Raw genomic sequence first — 20,390 nt, 5'->3', positions numbered from 1 at the left:
TTTTTATTTTGTAACTTCTTTAATGTGTTTTATCAAATCTATACTAATATATTGCGACTTAGAAACTCCCTTTCTAAAATATCTTATTTGTTTATACTTTTTTCCTTGAAGCTCAATATCTAAAATATCTATACGCTCACCTTTAAAAATAGTAGGTTCCAATTTTCCTTTTAAAAAAACATGTATTTCCACCTTGCATAAAAGAGAATAATATAAAAATATTCTCTTATTCCTCCTTTTTACTCAAAATATGTAAAATATCTTATTTTCCTTCATATGCTTCAATTGCTTCGGCTATTCCGCTTAAATATTCCCATCTCTCATATTTACTATCTAATTCCTTTTGTACTTCTTCTTTTTCCTTCATAAGTTCATTAAGCTTACCATAACTCGAAGAATTTTTGCTCATTTCTTTATCTAATTCTTTTATATTCTCCTCTAATTTTGAAATATCCTCATCTATTGTTTCATATTCCTTTTTTTCCTTAAAAGTAAACTTAGGTTTATTGTCCCTAGTTTTCTCTTTATAGTTTTTATTTTTATCGTCGTTCTTTGCATTAGCACTATTATTATTATCGATTATATCTTTAGCTTTCTCAATTTCTTTTGAAATTAGAAAATCACTATAATTACCATTATATTCTCTTATGCAGCCATCGCCTTCATAGGAAAATATTTTATTACATATCCTGTCTAAAAAATATCTATCATGAGATACAACAATAATAACTCCCATAAATTTATCTAAGAAATCCTCTAATATTTTAAGGGTCTCTATATCTAAATCATTTGTTGGCTCATCAAGTATTAAAAAGTTAGGTGATTCCATAAGCACTCTAAGCAAATGCAGTCTTCTTCTTTCACCACCAGATAATTTTTCAATTGGTGTATACTGCATTGTGCTATCAAATAAAAACCTTTCACACATGGTGGAGGCAGTTATTTTTGTGCCATCCTCTACTGGAATGTATTCTCCACCTTCCTTAACATAATCAATCACTCTGAGTTTTGGATCCATATTACTATTATCTTGAGCAAAGCAGCTTATTTTAACAGTGTCACCAATTTCTATTGTTCCACTATCTAATTCTATGTTTCCCCTAAGTAAATTGACTAAAGTTGTCTTACCAACTCCATTTTTTCCAATAACTCCAACTCTATCACTTCTAAGAAATGTATAACTAAAATCTTTGATTAACACTTTATCACCAAAGCCCTTGCATACATCATATAGTTCAACAACTTTTTTACCAAGTCTTGATCCAACAAAAGAAATATCGACATCTTCTTGCATCTTTATGCTCTCGCTGTTCACAAGTTCATCAAATCTCTGAAGTCTGGCCTTTTGCTTAGTACTTCTTGCCTTTGCACCACGTCTAACCCATTTCAATTCATTTCTTATTAATGCATTTTTCTTTTCTTCTTGTACTTGCTCAGTTTCAAGTCTCTCAATTTTCTTTTCAAGAAATGCAGTATAATTTCCAGGATATGAATATAATAATCCTCTATCTAGTTCAATAATCCTATTTGTAACTCTATCTAAAAAATATCTATCGTGAGTAATCATTAAAAGAGCACCTTTTCGCCCATTAAGATATTCTTCAAGCCACTCAATAGAATCAGAATCTAAATGGTTAGTAGGTTCATCTAATATAAGAAGATCACATGAAGTAATAAGAGCACATGCAAGAGCAATTCTCTTCTTCTGCCCTCCAGATAAGTTGCCTATCTTCTCAGAATAATTTTTTATTCCAAGCTTTGTAAGAATAGTTTTTGCTTCACTTTCCATATCCCATAGATTTAACAAATCAATTTCACTTTGAAGTTTAATCAACTCGTTATTTAATGAATCAAACTCTTCGCTTGCACATAAATTAATTCTATCTAATAGCTCCTCATAATTTCTAAGGAGCTTCATTTCTTTTGTATCGCCTTTAAATACTTGTTCTAAAATAGTTGCATCTTTATCAAAATAAGGATTCTGATCTAAGTATTCAATTCTTACATTTTTACCTTTTGTTATTGTTCCATCGTAAAATTCCTCTTTACCAGAAACTATTTTCAAAAATGTGGATTTTCCAGCACCATTTATTCCTATTAATCCTATTTTATCGCCATCATTGATTCCTAAAGATACATCTTTTAGTAATACCTTATCGCTATAGCTTTTGCTAATTTTTTCTAAAGTAATTATATTCATTTATTTTAAACTCCTTCTTGCAATTGTATACTCTATATTTTAACATAGTAAGCTTACAATCCAAAATTAAAAATAAAATATACATAACCAGCTTACCGAGGCGCTTATTTTTCTTGATATATATTTCTCAGGAAATATTTTCCAAAAGGATACAGATATCTATAGATACTTTATAATCTAATAATATGTTTTTAATCAGCTTTTAAAGGAAACTATAATTTTTTTAGTTTTTTAAATTTAATATCTACACTTAAATTTACATTATTATATAACTTTACTTTACATAATAATTATTATTTAAACTATTTTATACATATGCTATATGTTAAATCCTTATATATGTTGCAATAATAAAATTACATTTAGGATGTTTATCTGCTAAGTAAATATCTAAATGTTAAATGTAAAAAATCAATTGCAACATATATATTTCATTAATTCCCCCTTTTCTTTTTCCACATTTGATTATTGTTTGATTTATCAGAATTTTTAAAATTTTATTGACAAAGAGATGTTTTTTTGAATATAATAAATACAAACGCAATAGCTAAAAACTGTGAAAAGGAAGAGTACATATATTATTGAAACAAAGAGAGAGAATGTTTGCTGTAAATTCTCATGATTTATATATGGAATGTAGCCTTGGAGTTTTTAATCGAAATCTATTTGAGAGTAGACTTAAACGGATGCTTACCGTTACAAAAGCAATAATATCGGCTATCCCTTAGCCTGTATTATAAATAAGTGTGTATTTAATTTACAAAATTAGGTGGTACCGCGGTGATTATCTCTTCGTCCTATTAATATTAGGATGAAGAGTTTTTTTATTCATCATACTGAATTTAGCAACTAATTATTAAATCTATTTCATAAGTTATTATTGTTTGAATTATTTTGTATTTATAAGGAGTGATTATTTTGAAATATAATGGTGCTGAAATTGTTATTAAATTATTAGAAAATCAGGGTGTAGAATATATATCTGGCATTCCAGGTGGCTTTAATCTTCCACTTTATGACGCGTTATATAAAAGTAAAATAAAACATATATTAGCGCGTCATGAACAGGGTGCAGGTTTCATAGCACAAGGAATCTCCAGAAGTACGAATAAAGTTGGTGTATGCTTTGCAACTTCAGGTCCTGGTGCAACAAATTTATTGACTGCTATCGCAGATGCTAAACTTGATTCCATTCCACTTGTTGCAATAACAGGTCAAGTTCCTTTATCAGCAATTGGAACAGATGCATTTCAAGAAGTGGATGCATATGGATTAACTATACCTATTACAAAACATAATTTTCTTGTTAGAAATATAAAGGAACTCTTCACAGTAATATCAGAGGCTTTCAAAATTGCCTCAGAAGGTAGGCCAGGTCCAGTTTTAATTGACATTCCAAAAAATATTCAGACAGAAGTTATAGAATTAGACGTTTTTCCTTCTGAAGCTGAAGATAATATTCATCCTATCCGAAAAACTCTGAAGGGCTCTACTTTATACTGCATGGCAGAATTAATTAATAATTCAAAAAGGCCTATAATTTACGCAGGTGGAGGTATAATAAACTCCAATGCTTCGCAGAATTTATATAAATTTGCTAAAAGAAGTAATATTCCTGTGTGTTTGAGTCTTATGGGACTTGGTGCTTTTCCATACGATGATGAATTAAACCTTGGAATGCTAGGAATGCATGGGGCTCCATTTACTAATTACCTATTAAACGAATCTGACCTAATTCTAGCATTAGGTGTTAGATTTGATGATAGAGCTACAGGTAATATAGAGAAATTCTGTCCTAATGCATCTATAATCCACATCGATATTGATCCTTCAGAGTTAAATAAAGTTAAAACCGCTAGCTTATCTATGGCTGCAGACGTTAATGATTTTCTAGAGGATATATTATCTCACATTGAGGCAAAAAATAGAAATTCGTGGATTGATAGAATTAAATGTTTTAAGGAAAAATATCCGCTTCCATCGTATACGAATGACTTGCATCCTGCTAATATAATTCCTTTTATAAGTACTGTAGTTTCAAAAGATACTATTATCACAACAGATGTTGGTGAGCATCAAATGTGGGTTGCTCAAAGATATCCTTTTACTCATCCCAAAACCTATTTAACATCTAGCGGACTTGGAACTATGGGCTTTGGACTTCCTGTAGCCATAGGTGCCGCATTAATTAATAGAAACAAAACAATAGTATGTTTTTCTGGAGACGGTTCGATTCTAATGAATATTCAAGAACTCGCTACACTTTCAGATTTTAATCTCAATGTAAAAGTAATAATATTAAATAATCATCACTTAGGATTAGTTCGTCAACAGCAGCAATTATTTTACAATGAGCATTATATAGCTTCAAATTTTATTTCAAATCCAAATTTTAAAATTATTGGTGATGGTTTTGGAATAAAATCATGTGATTTAGGCATTGAAGAAAGTCCATTAGAGAAATTAGAAGAACTATTATCAATTGAAGGTCCATGCTTAATCAACATTCCCATAGAAGAAACAGAAAATATTCTTCCAATGGTTCCTCCAGGTAAATCAAATATAGAGATGATAGGAAGTGAAAATTAAAATGATTAATACTAATTTCTACCTTATTGAACTGCATGTTAGAAATCATGCTGGAGTGATGAGCCATATTACAGGACTTTTTGCACGTCGTGCTTTTAATCTTGAAGGAATTTTATGTGCACAAATCGGTGATGGTTCAACAAGTAAGATGTTTCTACTCGTAAAAAATGATTCTGTTTTAGATCAAATAATTAAACAATTGGAAAAATTATATGATGTTCTTGAAGTTTCTATACATCAAGACTATGATCAATCTGTCTTTGAAAACTTAGATAAGGTATTAAAACTTAAGGACGAAGATAATTAGGAAATGTCTGAAAATACCTCTCTATTTTAATATAAAATTATGATATAAAACGTAATCTAATGGTGTGTAAAAAACTCTATCAATATCCTATATATATTTTTTTAATAGACTTAAGAATGCCCATTAGTATTGTATTAAAGATTAGATTATAAAAAATACAGGTTCTCTAACAAATAACTAAAGAACCTGTATTTATTGCCTATCTCATTATATATTCTTTTTTATACTAGTTATCCTTTATACCCCAAGGTCTACTATCTGGCTGATATCCACGTACCAATTTCTATTTCTGTATTGCCATCCTGTATCATATGCGTTACCTTCTGAATACCACCACTCAACGCTCTCTTATTTCCATTAGGCATTCATGTGCATAACTAATTATTCAAAAAAAAGCATAATTATATAGATAATAAAAGAACCCTAAATTAATAGAGTTCAATCAGCTTTTTACATATACAGTTCTACTTCTTCTATATTATTATCATTTGACGCAGGTTTAGGTTTGTATACACCTGCTTTTTCATACTCTCCATTTACAATTAATAATATCTTTTCTAATAACTTTTTCGCTTCCTCATCTTCTTGAAGTTGTTTCTGAAGGTCATCAAATGTATAATATTCTTTTTTCTTAGCAAGATTCCCTAATATCTCACTCTGCCTTTTACTAAACTTCTTATAAGTGTTTAGTATATTCCTTATGTTTATCTCTTCCATTAATATCTACCCCTTTCATATAATAAATTATACAAAACTGACATGATTATGTAAATAAGAAAAAACTCTATTTATATAATTCTTACTAATTATTTAAGCAAATAAATCCACATCAAAAATAAGACTAAGCAGCCGTACAACTACTTAGTCTATCAACAATCATATTCATTCATATTTAATTATTACTTATAGTTTTATACAACTGCATTTAATGTTAAATCTTATTCTTGATCTTAACTATATACAAATAATCCAACTAAATAACCTAATACTCCTGAACATAATATAGCTAATATTTTAAATATTGGAATTTCAATTTTTATTTCCATAAACTTAATCCTCTGTCTTTCTAAATCTTGCGTTTTAATAATTTAATTATAGCATGTACAATTATTATTTTCATCTAGAAATATTATTTATATAACCTAATTATGAAAAAGTTAGAGAAATTTTTCTAAAATAATTAAGTAAGAGATCATGCTCTTAAAATTTAATGCATGATCTCTATATAAACTTTATCCGAATTTTTATAATTCACTAAGCTTCTTGTCTACTAGCTCTTTTGCTACCTTTGGATTTGCTTTTCCCTTTGATATTTTCATTACTTGCCCCATTAGGAAGCCTGCACTTTGAGTTTTACCTGCTTTATAATCTTCAACAGATTGAGGATTATTTGCAATTACTTCATCAACTATTTTTTCTATTTCATCAGATGAACTTATTTGCATAAGTCCCCTTTCTTCAATTACTTTCATTGGATCTTTATTTTCGTTAAAGATATCTTCAAGCACTTCTCTACCAATATTATTGCTTATCTTCCCTTCTTCAACTACTTTAAGAAGTTTTGCAAAATTTTCAGCTTCTAGAGTCATATCTTCTGATTCAATTTTTCTATCATTTAATATCCTTAAAATATCACTTAGTATCCAGTTTGACGCTATTTTAGGTGTAACTCCTAAAGCTACAACTTTTTCAAAGAAAGTTGCAAGTCCTTTATCACCTATTAAGATTTCTACATCCTTTTCTACTAACTTGTATGAAGTTAGGAATCTTTCTTTCTTTTCGTCTGGCATTTCAGGTAAAGATTTTTTCATAGCTTCAATTTGCTCATCATATATGATAATTGGTGGTAAATCTGGTTCCACAACGTATCTATAATCATCCGCTTCTTCTTTAGATCTCATTGAAATTGTCTTACCTTTTGCAGCATCCCATCTTCTTGTTTCTTGAACTACTTTATGACCTTCTCCATAGGTGTACAGTTCTCTTTGTCTTCTTTCTTCTTTTTCTAAGGCTTTTTGAAGTTCTCTAAAAGAGTTTATGTTTTTAAGCTCAACCTTAGTACCAAATTCTTGTTGTCCTACTGGTCTTAATGAAATATTGGCATCACATCTAAGTGACCCCTGCTCCATACGGCAATCTGAAATTTCGCCATATTCTAAAATTGACTTAAGTTTTTTCATAAATGTTACAGCTTCTCCAACGCTTCTCATATCAGGTTCTGTAACTATTTCTGCAAGCGGAACACCAACTCTGTTATAGTCAATTAAAGAAACCGGTTCTCCTTCTACGTGAACTAATTTACCGGCATCTTCTTCTATATGAATTCTATTTAATCTAACCTTTACTTGCTTTCCTTCATGTTCAAATTCTACAAGTCCACCTGAACATATTGGTAAATCAAATTGTGAAGTTTGATAATTCTTAGGAAGATCAGGATAAAAATAATTTTTTCTATCCATTTTATTATATTTATTTATTGTACATCCTAGTGCAGTACCTGCTTTTATTGCTAAATTTACAACTTCTTCATTAAGCACTGGGAGTGTTCCAGGTACTCCTGTGCATATTGGGCATGTATTGGCATTAGGTTCTGCCCCAAATTTAGTTGAACAAGAGCAGAAAATCTTAGTTTTTGATTTTAGCTCTGCATGTATTTCAAGTCCTATTACTGTTTCAAAATTCATCGTAATTCCCCTCCTATAATTCAATAGCTAAAGCTTGCTCTAAACTATATGCTGCTTTGAATATTTTTTCTTCACATAGCATATCACCCATTAATTGAATTCCAATTGGTAAGCCTTCTTTACTAACCCCTGATGGAATTGATATTGCAGGATTTCCAGCTAAATTAACATTAATAGTGTAAATATCAGCTAAATACATTGCTAATGGGTCAGCATTTTTCTCACCAATTTTAAATGGTAATATTGGAGAAACTGGTCCTACGATTAAATCATATTTCTCAAAAGTCTTTTTAAGATCATGTCTTAACTTTAATCTAAATGCATCTGCTTTCTTGTAATAAGCATCGTAATATCCTGATGCCAATGCATATGTTCCCATCATAATTCTTCTTTTAACTTCTGGTCCAAAGCCTTCAGTTCTGCTGTTTTCCATTAATTCATCTACATTTGTATAATTTGAAGTTCTATGACCATATCTTATTCCATCATATCTGTCTAAATTAGTACTTGCTTCAGCAGATGACATTATATAATAAGCTGCTAATCCATCCTTTATTATAGGGAAAGAGAATATTTCTACTTCTGCTCCTAATTCTTTTAATTTTTCTAAGCTATTATTAACTGAAGCTTTGATTTCTTCATCTAAACCTTCGCCAAAGAATTCTTCTGGAACACCAATCTTCATTCCCTTAATCCCATCTTTAAGATTTGATGTATAATCTATTTCTTTTAAGTCTCTTATGCTTGTAGAATCATATTCATCAGTTCCTGATATAATGTTTAATATATATGCACTATCTTCCACTGAATTAGAAAATGGTCCTATTTGGTCTAAAGATGATCCGAAAGCAATAAGTCCAAATCTTGAAACCAAACCATAAGTTGGCTTAAGCCCTACAACTCCACAAAAAGCTGCTGGCTGTCTAATTGATCCACCTGTATCAGATCCAAGGGATACTGGAGACATTTTTCCTGCTACTGCCGCAGCAGATCCACCAGATGATCCACCTGGAACTCTTGATGTATCTCTTGGGTTTAATGTCTTTTTAAATGCTGAATTTTCAGTAGATGATCCCATTGCAAATTCATCCATATTTGTTTTACCAATAATTATTGCATCTTCAGCTAATAATTTTTTTACTACAGTTGCATCGTATGGAGGTACAAAATCTTCAAGCATTTTTGAAGCACAGGTAGTTTTTACACCTTCTGTACAAATATTATCCTTTATTGCTATTGGAATACCTGCAAGTTTTCCTAAAGTCTCTCCAGCCTTAACTTTTGCGTCTATTTCTTTTGCTTTAGCTAAAGCTTCATCACATTGTAATGATAAAAATGCATTAACTGTTCCTTCAGTCTTAGTAATTTCGTCTATATATGATTGAACTAGAGCTTCACTAGTTAAGTCCCCAGTTTTAATTTTTTCTACCATTTCTTTTATATTCATTTTCATCTTGCTCTCACCACCCTATTCAATAATCTTTGGTACTCTAATATATGTTCCTTGCATATCTTTAACATTTCTAAAAAGGTCATTACATTCAAATGACTTAACTTCATCTTTTCTAACTACTGGCTTTAATCCAGCTTTATTATCTACATCTTCTTTAATATTTAAATCTAATTCATTTAAATATTGAAAATTCTCTAAAATGCCTTCAAATTCTTTTGCAAACTTAGCCGCTTCTTCATCAGAAAATTTTAATTTAGAAAGCTTTGCTATATATTTTACTTCATCAATACTAACTTTCATTACTTTCACCTCATTAAATTTTTGTCATTTAATACTGTTTTCTAAACTTACTATAAGTGAAATTCATAATTTTCACTTATAGTTAAGTAATTTTACGTAATCGAAAATTTATATAAGTTTCTATTACGTAAATTATTTTTAGACTCTTCAAGAGATTTAATTCAAAACTCTTAACTCTTAAGGAAACCCCACTCACATTCGTTCGCTGGGTAAGTTCGACTTGCCAAATGCTTTTTATTAATGTAGCTAACTCCCTCTGGTTGTTAGCTAAGTTCGAATAACTAAATATAAAATGCGCATAGAGAAAGTTCTGCTAGCCAAATATAAAATTTGGAGCATCACTTTTAGATTCTCACTTATCACTTATACTTAAGGTGTTAGTCTCTTCATATCTCTTGGGAATAGTGATGCTTCTCTGATATTTCCAAGATTTAAAATCTGCATTGTTATTCTTTCAAGTCCAATAGCAAATCCTCCATGTGGTGGCATTCCATATTTAAATGTATCTAAGTAGAAAGCAAAATCTTCAAGCTTCAATCCTAGTCTGAGCATTTTAGCTTTTAACATCTCATAATCATGAATTCTTTGACCTCCTGTTGTAATTTCAACACCTTTAAATATTAAGTCAAAGCTCTTTGTCATTTCTGGATTCTCTTCACATTCCATTGCGTACATTGGTCTTTTTGCTGTTGGATATTCTGTTAAAAACACAAAATCACTGTTGTATTTTTCTTTTACATACTTGTGGAATAATGCTTCACCTTCATTATCAATATTTCCAACTGGAGATTTCTTGCCGAATTCTTGAAGTAAAATTTCTTGAGCCTTTGCTAGTGGAATTCTTGGAATATTTATTTCTTCTGGAAGCTCTACATCAAACATTTTTAACTCTTCGCTGCATTTCTCTTTTAAATGCTTATATAAATATCTCATAAAGCTTTCTTCCATATCCATAAGATCAGTTTCATCTTTAATAAATCCCATTTCAACATCTAAGCTGACATATTCATTTAAATGCCTCCATGTATTATGAAGCTCTGCTCTATATGCATATCCAACTTCAAAAACTCTTTCAAAACCTGCTCCTACCATCATTTGTTTCCAAAATTGTGGACTTTGTGCAAGGAAGGCTCTTCTGTTAAAGTAGTTAACGGTGAACATTTCAGAACCGCCTTCTGTTCCGGAGTGTGTTATCTTTGGAGTATGAATTTCTTCAAAATCATTACCCTTAAAAAATGTTCTAAATGCTTCTTCAATTTCATTTTGAATTTTAAATATTGCCTTTTTCTTAGGAATTCTTAGGCTAATTGTTCTGTAATCTAATTGTGTTTCAAGAGATGCTTTTTCTTTATAACTTTGAATCTCAAATGGTAATTTATCATAATAAACAGTACCTGCTATTTTAATATCCGATACTTCTATTTCCATTCCTTGTGGTGCTTTTTCATTTATACGAACTATTCCAGTTACTTCTATTGCATTTTCAAGTCTTAAACCTTTTATTTGCTCTTTATTACATACCAATTGAATTATTCCTGATTTATCTCTAAGTAGGATAAATGAGACATGTGAAAGATCACGAATTTTATGAACCCATCCTTTAAGTAATACTTTTTCTTCATCATTAACTGCTAAATCTTTAATAAATATTCTTTTCATTATTATTACTCCTTTTTACATTTATTGCTTATTTTTACAGGACATATTTATAATAATTTCCTATTTTAGCTACTTTAAATATAAATTTATAAAAAAAACTCGTCTCTATGCTTATGCATAGGGACGAGAATACTTCGCGGTACCACCCTAGTTAGTTTATATAAAAACTCACCTCAAACAAGTACAAAAATATATAACACATAATTTTATACCCTCCACTTTTAACGGTGTGGACCCGATTAAGCCTACTCTTTATTATGCACTACAATCACTTAGATTAGTCACTTAAAATTTCAGTTAATTACTCCGAAGTGTTCTTTCAATTCAAGACTCATACAGATATTCCACCATCATCTGCTCTCTAAAAATCACCTATTTGAATTTACTTTTCTTCATCATTGCATTTATAAATCTATATATAAAATATTAAATTCCTATTAATTTGTTACTAACTATCTTATGTGCTTTATTATATTTCAAAATTATCCATAAATCAATACTTTTTTTAAAAATATATTATTTATTTTCAAATAATTCATTTCGGCTTATATATTTCCTCAAATATAAATTTATTCTTATTATGGTATATTAATAAAATTATAAATTATGTTATAAATATTTTTTCATTAAAACATATCTTTTTAATCCACCATATTTTAGTTTTTCAATTAAGATTTTATATCCGAGTTCAATAAATGTATTTAAACTATACTTATTATCAGGTGCAACAGTTGCACAAATATACTTAATATCTTTAGCTTTACTTATTTTTTCAAGATGTTCACATATTTTCTTTTGAAGCTTATTTCCTCTATAATTTTCAGCAACTAATGTTGATTCAATTTGCCCAACTTTTAAGAGTTCCTCACCTTTAATTTGAATATCATACCCATAGTTTTCTTCCTCTAAACCATATTCAACATAAACACCTATAGCTATCAACTCATTATTATCATGAGTAAATAATCCTATAATCTTTCCCTTTTCATTTATGATATCTTCAAATTCTTCTTGTTTAGAACAAGAATAAAAATCTTTATTAACCAATCCTTCGTAAATTTCATCTTGAAGCTTCATTATCTTATTTACGTGACTTAAGTCTAATTCTTTTAATTCAGCCTCTATATTCTTTCCATCTTTTCGCTTTAAAATCATCTTTTCCATATGTATCATAGCAAGAATATTTAGGATTTATTCCTGCCTCCCCCTATTGTAAATTAATCTTTGAATTGTATTATACTATATTATTATAAAATAGGTAAAGATGATTATGCTAATATTAGTAAAGCTTTAGGAATATATCTTTCCTAAAGCTTATTATAATTAACAATTTACTTTAATTAACCAAAATTTTATTTTTTTGTCACTCCACCCCAAGTCCCATGGAACATTATTTCTATCAGAATTATGACATGTCACTAACGTATAACCTTTTGAATCAACACCTGTAACTACTGAAACATGCGTTATATCTCCTTTTTTCTCATATGCCACAAAATCTCCCGGAAGCAATTTATAAGAGGCTTTATATACCTTTTCATAACTTCCTTTAGCTATAACTGAAGCTCTTCCGCTATTTATCATATAATAAGTAAATTTATCCGCATTAACCCATGGTCCTGTGGCATCTCCCTTATCATAATTCCATACAGAAGTTTCCTTAAACTTAGCTCCTTCATGTAATACTTGTGAAGCAAAATTCGCGCAATCACCTCCTTGAGAATTAAAATTTCTATATTTATTGTTATACTTAAATCCATATTCTTCAATTGATGCAGCTCCACAATATTTTTCTGCATATTCTTTAGCGCCTTTTCTTCTTTCACTGATATCAGATATATCTCTTGATGGTTGAGCTTTTATATATTCCTTAATTGCATCAGCCTTAATTGATTCTAGGCTTAATGAGTCTGCAAAAGGATCCGTATACCATTCTTTAGTGATTATCCACGCATCACCTCTCTTGGCTAATTGAAAGGAATGATATGTTCCAAGCCTTGAGCTATTAATTTTCCAAGGTTCACTTGGGTATATGTATTTATACTCAGTATTACAAGTTATGTTAAAAGAACATTTATCTTCTTTAATCGTAGATTTTCTAACTACAACTTTAGGTACTATATCAACAAATTTAATACCTTGTTTTTCTGCCCAGTTATTTATATATTTCACTCTTTTTTCTTCATATTCAAATGCCCATTGGCCATATCTAGTGTCAGTAGCATATAAAGATTGTATGGAATCTAAGTCTTTACTTAATATTGCTTTATTCTTAATCTGAAAAATATTTTCTATTATATTTTGAGCATCCTCTTTTGATATAGTATCTGCTAATGCTACTTTATTTCTAAAGTTAAACAATGAAAAAAGCAAAGTAGCAATAATAATATTATTTATTATAAACAAGGCTCTTTTATTTTTAGAGAGTTGCATATTTAAATACCCCTTTCAAAATAATCTCTTTCTACTGTAGTGAATTACTTATTATTTCAATACATCTTTTTGTATTCTCATCCAAAGGGACGCCTTCATACCATTCATTATTGCTATCACAATTAGGAAAATATTTAGCTTTTAATATTATTTCTGGTCTATATTCAAAATGTAAAATATCAAAGTGACCCCATTTTCCACCCCATACAAAATTATTTTTCTCAAAAGCGTCTATTAATTCTTTTGGGTATTCTGATAGTCTCTTCTTCCCGCCTTCTCTCGAACTCCACTTCCAATAATCTCTTTTATCACTTTTTAAATCAATTGCAATACCATAAGAATGTGGACTTAACATTCCAGTACCTGATATAACTCTATAGTTGAAAGTTCCACTGGCTGGATAAAGAATACTTCCAATATCGCCGCGAGTTTTTGCAAGAGGCATTAATTCTTTTAGAGCAGCTTCTAATGATGTATTTGCACTATTTTTGCTATTAAATTGATAATTTGTATATCCATATTTCAAGCTGGCTAAATTTTTTTCTACAGCACCTTTAGAATTTCCATAAACCTCACCCAAAAGACCATAATGCCTAGTTCTTCCAGGATTAAAATCTTTATCCATAATATCAGTTATAGTTCCTAAAGGATAATCTTGTTCTAACATATCTTGAATATCTGGATTTCCAAATTTCTCTTCATAATTCTTCTGCTTTTTGTCATCATAAATAATTTTTTTACCAGATTTCATAATTAAATAAACTTCATCATCACTCTTTTTTTCTACGCCAACAACGTATTCTGGATATGCTAACATAAGTATTAAAATATCCTGTTTCATCTCAACATTATAATTTTTATCATCAGAGGCAGCTGCTACAATTGGTATGTTGCAAATTATCAATAAACATATTATAAAAGCATTACATTTCTTCATCTATATTCACCACCTTAAACCATATAAATATATACTGTCCCAAGAGTAGCCATACTATGTACGCTAATCTTTTGTATACAAAAAAAATAACAAATCGAAATTATAAAATTATTTTTTAATAGGATGGCTTTCATGTTAAAGCTCAATTTATTCCCATAACTCAAATTAATTTTATATTCGATTTGCTACTCGATTTTTTAATTATAAATTTACTATAAAATAATAAATATATGTAGTTTTATTCTAACAACGAAATTACCCACTTATTACAAGCTGTGCATTTATGAACTGTTATAACAAATAAGTCGAATTTCTTATTAAGAGCCATGACTCCCATGGCATCTCTTTCTTCTTTAGTTATAAATTCATCATTTTCATCAATATATCCAATTATCTCAACTAAGTAATTCTTTTTGGTTTTATCACAACATCCATTTGCCCCTGCAACTTCAATTAATTCATAATCTAAATCAGGACTTAACTCTTGAATAATTTCTAGTATATCTTCATAATCATCTATATTATCAACAAACTCATCTTCATAAAATACTAAATCTTTAACTTTAAATAACTCTTTCATATGTTCTGCTCCTCTATAAGCTTTTTCAATTTATTTTGAACTAACCATAATTTTTTCTGCTTTCTATTAAAAGCAACCATTCTATTTTTATTATTTTTATTTTCATCTATGAGTTTTATATACTCAGCATCTGCTATTTTTAAGGCATCTTCAATTACAAGAAGTTCCTCTTTAGTAAACATATTATATCTCCTCCATAAACTAAAATTTGCTCATAATATTATAACATAAAGTATATATATATGTTGCAATTGATTTTCTACATTTAACATTTAGATATTTACTTAGCAGATAGACATCCTAAATATAATTTTATTATTGCAACATATATAAAAGACAAAAATAGAAAGAATTTATTTTAACCATAAAGTATTTTATTTACAACTTAATGAAAAATATTCAAAAATGTTTATTAGCTTATTTCCTAAATTGAATTATAACTTTAAATAAATCTCCATCTATTTCTATATCAAATCTACCTCCTTGAACTTCTATAAAACTCTTTGCAATTGCAAGGCCAAGCCCCGAACCATCCGTATTTCTAGATTTATCTCCCCTTTGAAATCTTTCTGCAATATCAAAAGCATTGAATGTTATTTCTTCAGCAGACATATTTCTCATAACAATTTCTACATTTTCATCATTTTCAACTATGTCTACATATACTCTAGAACCTTTCATTGCATATTTGGTAATATTATTTAATAGATTTTCAAAAATTCTAAAAGTCTTTTGACCATCAAGTTTTAGTATGATTTTAGAACTTGGAAAATTATTTTTTATTCTTAAATCAGAATTTCTTATTTTATCCTCTAATTCTATTTGAGTCTGTTTCATTAGCTCTACTATATCCACATTCACTAAATTAAGTTTAATATCACCGCTAGTAGCTTTACTTACTTCAAATAAATCTTCTATTAAAAATTTTAATCTCTGAGATTTTTTATCAATAGTATCTATATATAACCGGCGTTCTTCTTCAGATATATTTTCATTTTTTAATAAATCTACATAAGTTATTATTGAAGTTAGAGGTGTTTTCAAATCATGTGATACATTCGATATCAGTTCTGTCTTCATCTTTTGACTTTTAACTTCCTCATCTACTGCACGTTTAAAACCTTTTTGTATAATTTTTATTTGTTCTTTAAATGGATTAAATAACCCCAAATCTTCATTTATTTCTACATCAAGATTTCCATCCGCAATTTGATTCGTAGCCTTTAAAAGTATTTTGAATTTCATCCTTACGTTATCTACATATTTTCTAAGCATAATAAATAATACCATTGAATACAATATTGATGCTGCTATTCCGAAGAACCATATTATAGATATTATTGATAATATCACAAAATTTATTAAAAGAACTTTTATAATGACTTTGTTAGACTTATCAGTTAAATCTACATGTTCTACATAATCAATTAGGCTCTCAGTAAGCTTTTTTAATAATTTGAATATTTTAATCACTAATGATTTTTCCTTGAAATATTTAACTATTCCAGTATTAAATATATACTTTAATAGCATATCCCCTGCAAAAATGAAATACAAGATTAATGTCCAAATAATGATGTTTACCACAATTGCTGTTGGATTTGCAATATTAGCTGTAATATATTGCCCCATCAGATCTTTTGCAAGCCTGCCTTTTAAGGTTTCTAAAATAACCTCTTGAGAAATAAACAACGAAAATAAAGCTCCAAATCCAAATATAATACAATTAATTTCAAGTGGTATTTTAAAGAAAACATTAATTCCAAGAATATTGTTACCTCTTTTATATGGGATCAATAATCCTAATACTAATGCACAAAATAATATTATTGTTATTATTTTATGAAAAACACTAGTATTCACTTTATTTAAGGAATTATCTACTATTACACTTATATTATCTGAATACTTTAAATCTTTAGAAATAGCATAAACAAAAGTTACATTTTTAATAGGATTTATTTTAATATTCTTATCTCCATCAATATTGTAACCCCATATATTTCTCAAATTAAATGATGAGAATGTATTTTTTATTGTATTTTCATCAGCGCCATAAACATTATTAATTGAAATTGCGCCATTTTGATCATATTTTATAATCATGTACCATGCATATTTATCTTTTAGGTTACTATCGCTAGCACCATTAACTAACATATTTAAATTATTATTAGTATTAGTCTTATTTTGAGAGGTATCATTTAGATAAACTAAATAATCAAGATTCCTTAGACCATTGTTTAAATCGTCTTTCCAAGAGCTTAATTCATAATTAAAATTACGAATTACATTTATATCATTAGTATATGCTTTGTCTGTAGCTCCTATATATATTTCATCTCCAGTTTGTTCTTCGCCATTTTTTTGATTTATTATATCTTTATATAATACATAATTACTCTTATAAATATCTTCTAACAATTCATGATTCTCATAAGGAACTGAAGGCTCCTCCCTTGTCAATTCTTCTATTTTAGGATACATACTAAAAATTCCAATAGACATTATTATAAATATTAAAAACGATATTATATTCTTACTATAAGTTCTTATACCCTTTTTTAATTGTATTTTATTATTTATATCACTCATTATATAACTCCTTTAAACTCTATTAATTTCCATTTCAAACTTACATGTTGCACTATAATTTAAAGCATTGTAAAATCTAATAATTTTTATTTTTTACTCGAGTATTAATCTTATTATAATTCAATATCTTTAAGAATTTCGGACTATAAAAATAAAGAAATTCTAAAGAAATCATAAATGATAATTTAAAATTATTATACCAAAAATAAATTTTCCAAATTAAATAAAGGTAACAAAAATTAGTTAATGTTACCTTTTAATTCGTTATTATTATTGTTTTTCAACTTTGTATCCAATTCCCCAGACTACTTTTAAATATTTAGGATTTTTGGAATCAATCTCTATCTTTTCTCTGATATTTCTGATGTGAACCATTACGGTATCTGTATTAATAGCGGCTTCATTCCATACTCTTTCATAAATTTCCTCTGCTGAAAAAACCTTTCCTGCATTTTTCATTAATAGATGCAATATTTTAAATTCAATAGGAGTAAATTTCACTAACTCACCATCCAAAAATACTTCTTTAGTATCTGTATTTAATTCTAATCCCCCAATTGTGAAGTTATTATTTTTTTCTTCGAAATTATTTAATACACTTAAGTACTTAGAATACCTCCTAAGCTGCGAATTCACCCTAGCTAATAGCTCCATTGGATTAAATGGCTTAGTCACATAATCATCAGCCCCAATATTGAGCCCCATTATTTTATCCATTTCTTCTGATTTAGCTGTGAGCATTATTACAGGAAAATCATAATTTTCACGAAGTTTCATGACCATAGTTATTCCATCCATTTTAGGCATCATAATGTCTACAATGGACAAATGCAGATCTACCTTCTTAATAATTTCAAGTCCTTCTTCACCATTACCAGCCTTAAATACATTATATCCTTGATTCTTCAAATAGATTTCAATACCATCACATATTTCCTTTTCGTCTTCCACAATTAAAACATTATATAAATTCATCATTATTTTACATCCTTACATATTTAATTCATAAATGAAAACTTTCACTTCTATTATGTATATTTAATTTGTCTATACTTACCTAATACTTTTGAATATATTAAAATTATATACAACTAATATAAAAATAACTATGAGAACTTTCTAAAGAATTTCTAAAGTTTTCTTAAATCAATAATAAAAAAGATTATCTTGCAATAAAAAATTCTTTTTAAATAACAAAACAATCCTTTGATTTTTTATTAAGTTTTAATAACTACTTAGGCATAATAATTTAATAGCTCTCTATATTCATCATTTAAATTTAAATACTTGTCCATCAAGTCTTTAGAATCCTCCAATGCCTTTTCAATAATATAGTCATAATTTTTTATAAATAAATTTGTTATACTAGAATCTATTTTATTAAGATTTATCATATTTTTAAGTATTTTAATTACGTTATCTTTATCAAATTCGTTTTTATAGCTTCTAATTCCAATTAGTGCACTAACAATATCACTTATTGCTACAATCCTCATTTCCTTAGTAATCTCTTTTTCTCTTAGACCAAAAGGATATCCTGTTCCATCTAATTTTTCATGATGAAGGGTACCAATATCTCTTATATCATCTATATTTAAATCACTTAGTATATTATATCCTATAATTGCATGGCTTTTCATAATTTCAAATTCTTCATCTGTAAGTTTTCCTGGTTTTTCCAATATATCTACTGAAATTCCTATCTTACCTATATCGTGAAGTGCTGCAGCAAGTTTTATTTTTAGTAGACTTTCTTTGTTTATGTCAAACAATTTAGCTATTTGATAACTTATAGCTTCAACAATTATTGTATGTTTAACAGTTGCTTCACTTCTAAAATCGATACAATATGCTAGCATTTTACTATATGCTATTACTTCTTCTCTACTAAGGACTTTGCTATCAAAAAATCCGTATAATTCCTCAACATATGAACCATTAAAAATCTTATTTAAAAAATCAAATCTTTTATCTGCTTCTACAAATAACGAAATATGCTCTTTTAAATAATCATTTTGCCTTCCTAATATGTAACTTTTAACTGAAGTCTTCTCATTTTGATATACAAAATCTATATCATCTGCAAAGTTTAGCAATAATCCTTCTTTAGATATTACTTTCATATTCTTTCTTTTGAAGAATTTATGTGAAAAATGATGAGTTAATACTATTTCATATAAGTCACTAAGAGGTGAAAAATATTTTATAAATAATGAGCCATAAATAGCATGTTCAAATGGCGTTGTTGATTGATCAATTTCTGCTAATTTATCACTTTCTCCTACCTTATATGCACCTATATCATGAAATATAGATATAGCACAAATATTAATGATTTCTTCATCACTATAATTTCCTTCTGCTCTTAATAAATTCAACATTATATATGCAACTTTTTCTCCATGGTTCAAAAGTTTTGTCTCTGTTGAATTAATAGCCCTATGTATGATTGTTATCATTTGTCTTAATGTAACTTTTAAATTCTCTTTCATCTGTCCCCTCCGTATGTTGCCGCTAAATTCATCTATTCATTCCAATATAGGCCTTTTTTTCATTATAGCATCATACTTTACCATAAAAAAGCTTTTATTAATCATGTTTACTAAAATAGAAAATATCTTGGTTTGTTTACCTAGACTTACATGCAAAAAAG

General features: G+C 28.3%; 17 protein-coding genes and 2 other annotated features. Of the genes, 2 read left to right on the top strand and 15 right to left on the bottom strand.

Annotated features, from left to right (window positions below; genetic code table 11):
* Nucleotides 1-3: 3 nt before the first annotated feature.
* Both CDLVIII_RS16385 and CDLVIII_RS16380 read right to left on the bottom strand, forming a co-directional pair.
* The gene (locus CDLVIII_RS16385; RefSeq protein ID WP_009170563.1) at nt 4-192 is read right to left on the bottom strand and encodes a hypothetical protein; all 189 of its coding nucleotides are present in this window, start codon (nt 190-192) and stop codon (nt 4-6) included.
* Nucleotides 193-262: 70 nt separating this feature from the next.
* Nucleotides 263-2,200 (bottom strand): ABC-F family ATP-binding cassette domain-containing protein, encoded by a 1,938-nt coding sequence (locus tag CDLVIII_RS16380; RefSeq protein ID WP_009170562.1) that lies wholly within the window; start codon nt 2,198-2,200, stop codon nt 263-265.
* 547 nt (nt 2,201-2,747) lie between these two features.
* Nucleotides 2,748-3,003, top strand: a binding site (T-box leader).
* Nucleotides 3,004-3,118: 115 nt separating this feature from the next.
* Between CDLVIII_RS16380 and ilvB the strand changes: the two genes are divergently transcribed.
* Nucleotides 3,119-4,789 (top strand): biosynthetic-type acetolactate synthase large subunit, encoded by a 1,671-nt coding sequence (gene ilvB, locus CDLVIII_RS16375; protein WP_009170561.1) that lies wholly within the window; start codon nt 3,119-3,121, stop codon nt 4,787-4,789.
* A 1-nt stretch (nt 4,790) separates the two neighbouring features.
* Complete coding sequence (locus CDLVIII_RS16370; RefSeq protein WP_009170560.1) at nt 4,791-5,096, top strand: ACT domain-containing protein; 306 nt, start codon at nt 4,791-4,793, stop codon at nt 5,094-5,096.
* A 450-nt stretch (nt 5,097-5,546) separates the two neighbouring features.
* Here the strand turns inward: CDLVIII_RS16370 and CDLVIII_RS16365 are convergent, their stop codons facing one another.
* The 13 genes from CDLVIII_RS16365 to CDLVIII_RS16305 all read right to left on the bottom strand — a co-directional run bounded on the left by CDLVIII_RS16365 (nt 5,547) and on the right by CDLVIII_RS16305 (nt 20,229).
* A complete protein-coding gene (locus CDLVIII_RS16365) occupies nt 5,547-5,813 on the bottom strand; it encodes a hypothetical protein (protein ID WP_009170559.1) in 267 nt (88 codons plus the stop codon).
* Between the two features lie 527 nt (nt 5,814-6,340).
* Complete coding sequence (gatB, locus tag CDLVIII_RS16360; RefSeq protein WP_009170557.1) at nt 6,341-7,780, bottom strand: Asp-tRNA(Asn)/Glu-tRNA(Gln) amidotransferase subunit GatB; 1,440 nt, start codon at nt 7,778-7,780, stop codon at nt 6,341-6,343.
* A gap of 13 nt (nt 7,781-7,793) precedes the next feature.
* Nucleotides 7,794-9,233, bottom strand: coding sequence for an Asp-tRNA(Asn)/Glu-tRNA(Gln) amidotransferase subunit GatA (gatA, locus tag CDLVIII_RS16355; protein WP_009170556.1), 1,440 nt, complete (start codon nt 9,231-9,233; stop codon nt 7,794-7,796).
* 15 nt (nt 9,234-9,248) lie between these two features.
* A complete protein-coding gene (gatC, locus tag CDLVIII_RS16350; protein WP_009170555.1) occupies nt 9,249-9,533 on the bottom strand; it encodes an Asp-tRNA(Asn)/Glu-tRNA(Gln) amidotransferase subunit GatC in 285 nt (94 codons plus the stop codon).
* Between the two features lie 369 nt (nt 9,534-9,902).
* Nucleotides 9,903-11,192: an aspartate--tRNA(Asn) ligase gene (aspS, locus tag CDLVIII_RS16345; protein WP_009170554.1), complete on the bottom strand. Its 1,290-nt coding sequence runs from the start codon at nt 11,190-11,192 to the stop codon at nt 9,903-9,905.
* 116 nt (nt 11,193-11,308) lie between these two features.
* Nucleotides 11,309-11,600, bottom strand: a binding site (T-box leader).
* A 201-nt stretch (nt 11,601-11,801) separates the two neighbouring features.
* Nucleotides 11,802-12,356: a GNAT family N-acetyltransferase gene (locus tag CDLVIII_RS16340; RefSeq protein WP_035302381.1), complete on the bottom strand. Its 555-nt coding sequence runs from the start codon at nt 12,354-12,356 to the stop codon at nt 11,802-11,804.
* A gap of 159 nt (nt 12,357-12,515) precedes the next feature.
* On the bottom strand, nt 12,516-13,625 hold the full coding sequence (locus tag CDLVIII_RS16335) for an amidase domain-containing protein (protein WP_009170552.1): 1,110 nt from the start codon (nt 13,623-13,625) through the stop codon (nt 12,516-12,518).
* A 31-nt stretch (nt 13,626-13,656) separates the two neighbouring features.
* A complete protein-coding gene (locus CDLVIII_RS16330) occupies nt 13,657-14,562 on the bottom strand; it encodes a M15 family metallopeptidase (protein ID WP_009170551.1) in 906 nt (301 codons plus the stop codon).
* A 238-nt stretch (nt 14,563-14,800) separates the two neighbouring features.
* Nucleotides 14,801-15,142 carry a hypothetical protein gene (locus CDLVIII_RS16325; protein ID WP_009170550.1) on the bottom strand — a complete coding sequence of 114 codons (342 nt, stop codon included), beginning with the start codon at nt 15,140-15,142 and terminating at the stop codon, nt 14,801-14,803.
* Nucleotides 15,139-15,324, bottom strand: coding sequence for a hypothetical protein (locus CDLVIII_RS16320; RefSeq protein WP_009170549.1), 186 nt, complete (start codon nt 15,322-15,324; stop codon nt 15,139-15,141). The genes CDLVIII_RS16325 and CDLVIII_RS16320 overlap by 4 nt, the downstream gene beginning before the upstream one ends.
* Before the next feature lie 235 nt (nt 15,325-15,559).
* A complete protein-coding gene (locus CDLVIII_RS16315; RefSeq protein ID WP_009170548.1) occupies nt 15,560-17,737 on the bottom strand; it encodes a sensor histidine kinase in 2,178 nt (725 codons plus the stop codon).
* 270 nt (nt 17,738-18,007) lie between these two features.
* Nucleotides 18,008-18,712, bottom strand: coding sequence for a response regulator transcription factor (locus CDLVIII_RS16310; RefSeq protein ID WP_035302377.1), 705 nt, complete (start codon nt 18,710-18,712; stop codon nt 18,008-18,010).
* A 260-nt stretch (nt 18,713-18,972) separates the two neighbouring features.
* Nucleotides 18,973-20,229, bottom strand: coding sequence for an HD domain-containing protein (locus CDLVIII_RS16305; RefSeq protein ID WP_009170546.1), 1,257 nt, complete (start codon nt 20,227-20,229; stop codon nt 18,973-18,975).
* Nucleotides 20,230-20,390: the final 161 nt, after the last annotated feature.

This window comes from Clostridium sp. DL-VIII (genome assembly GCF_000230835.1).
Lineage (GTDB): Bacteria > Bacillota > Clostridia > Clostridiales > Clostridiaceae > Clostridium.
The sequence above is the reverse complement of the archived record's forward strand: the minus strand, read 5'-3'. Positions and strand labels throughout refer to the sequence as shown.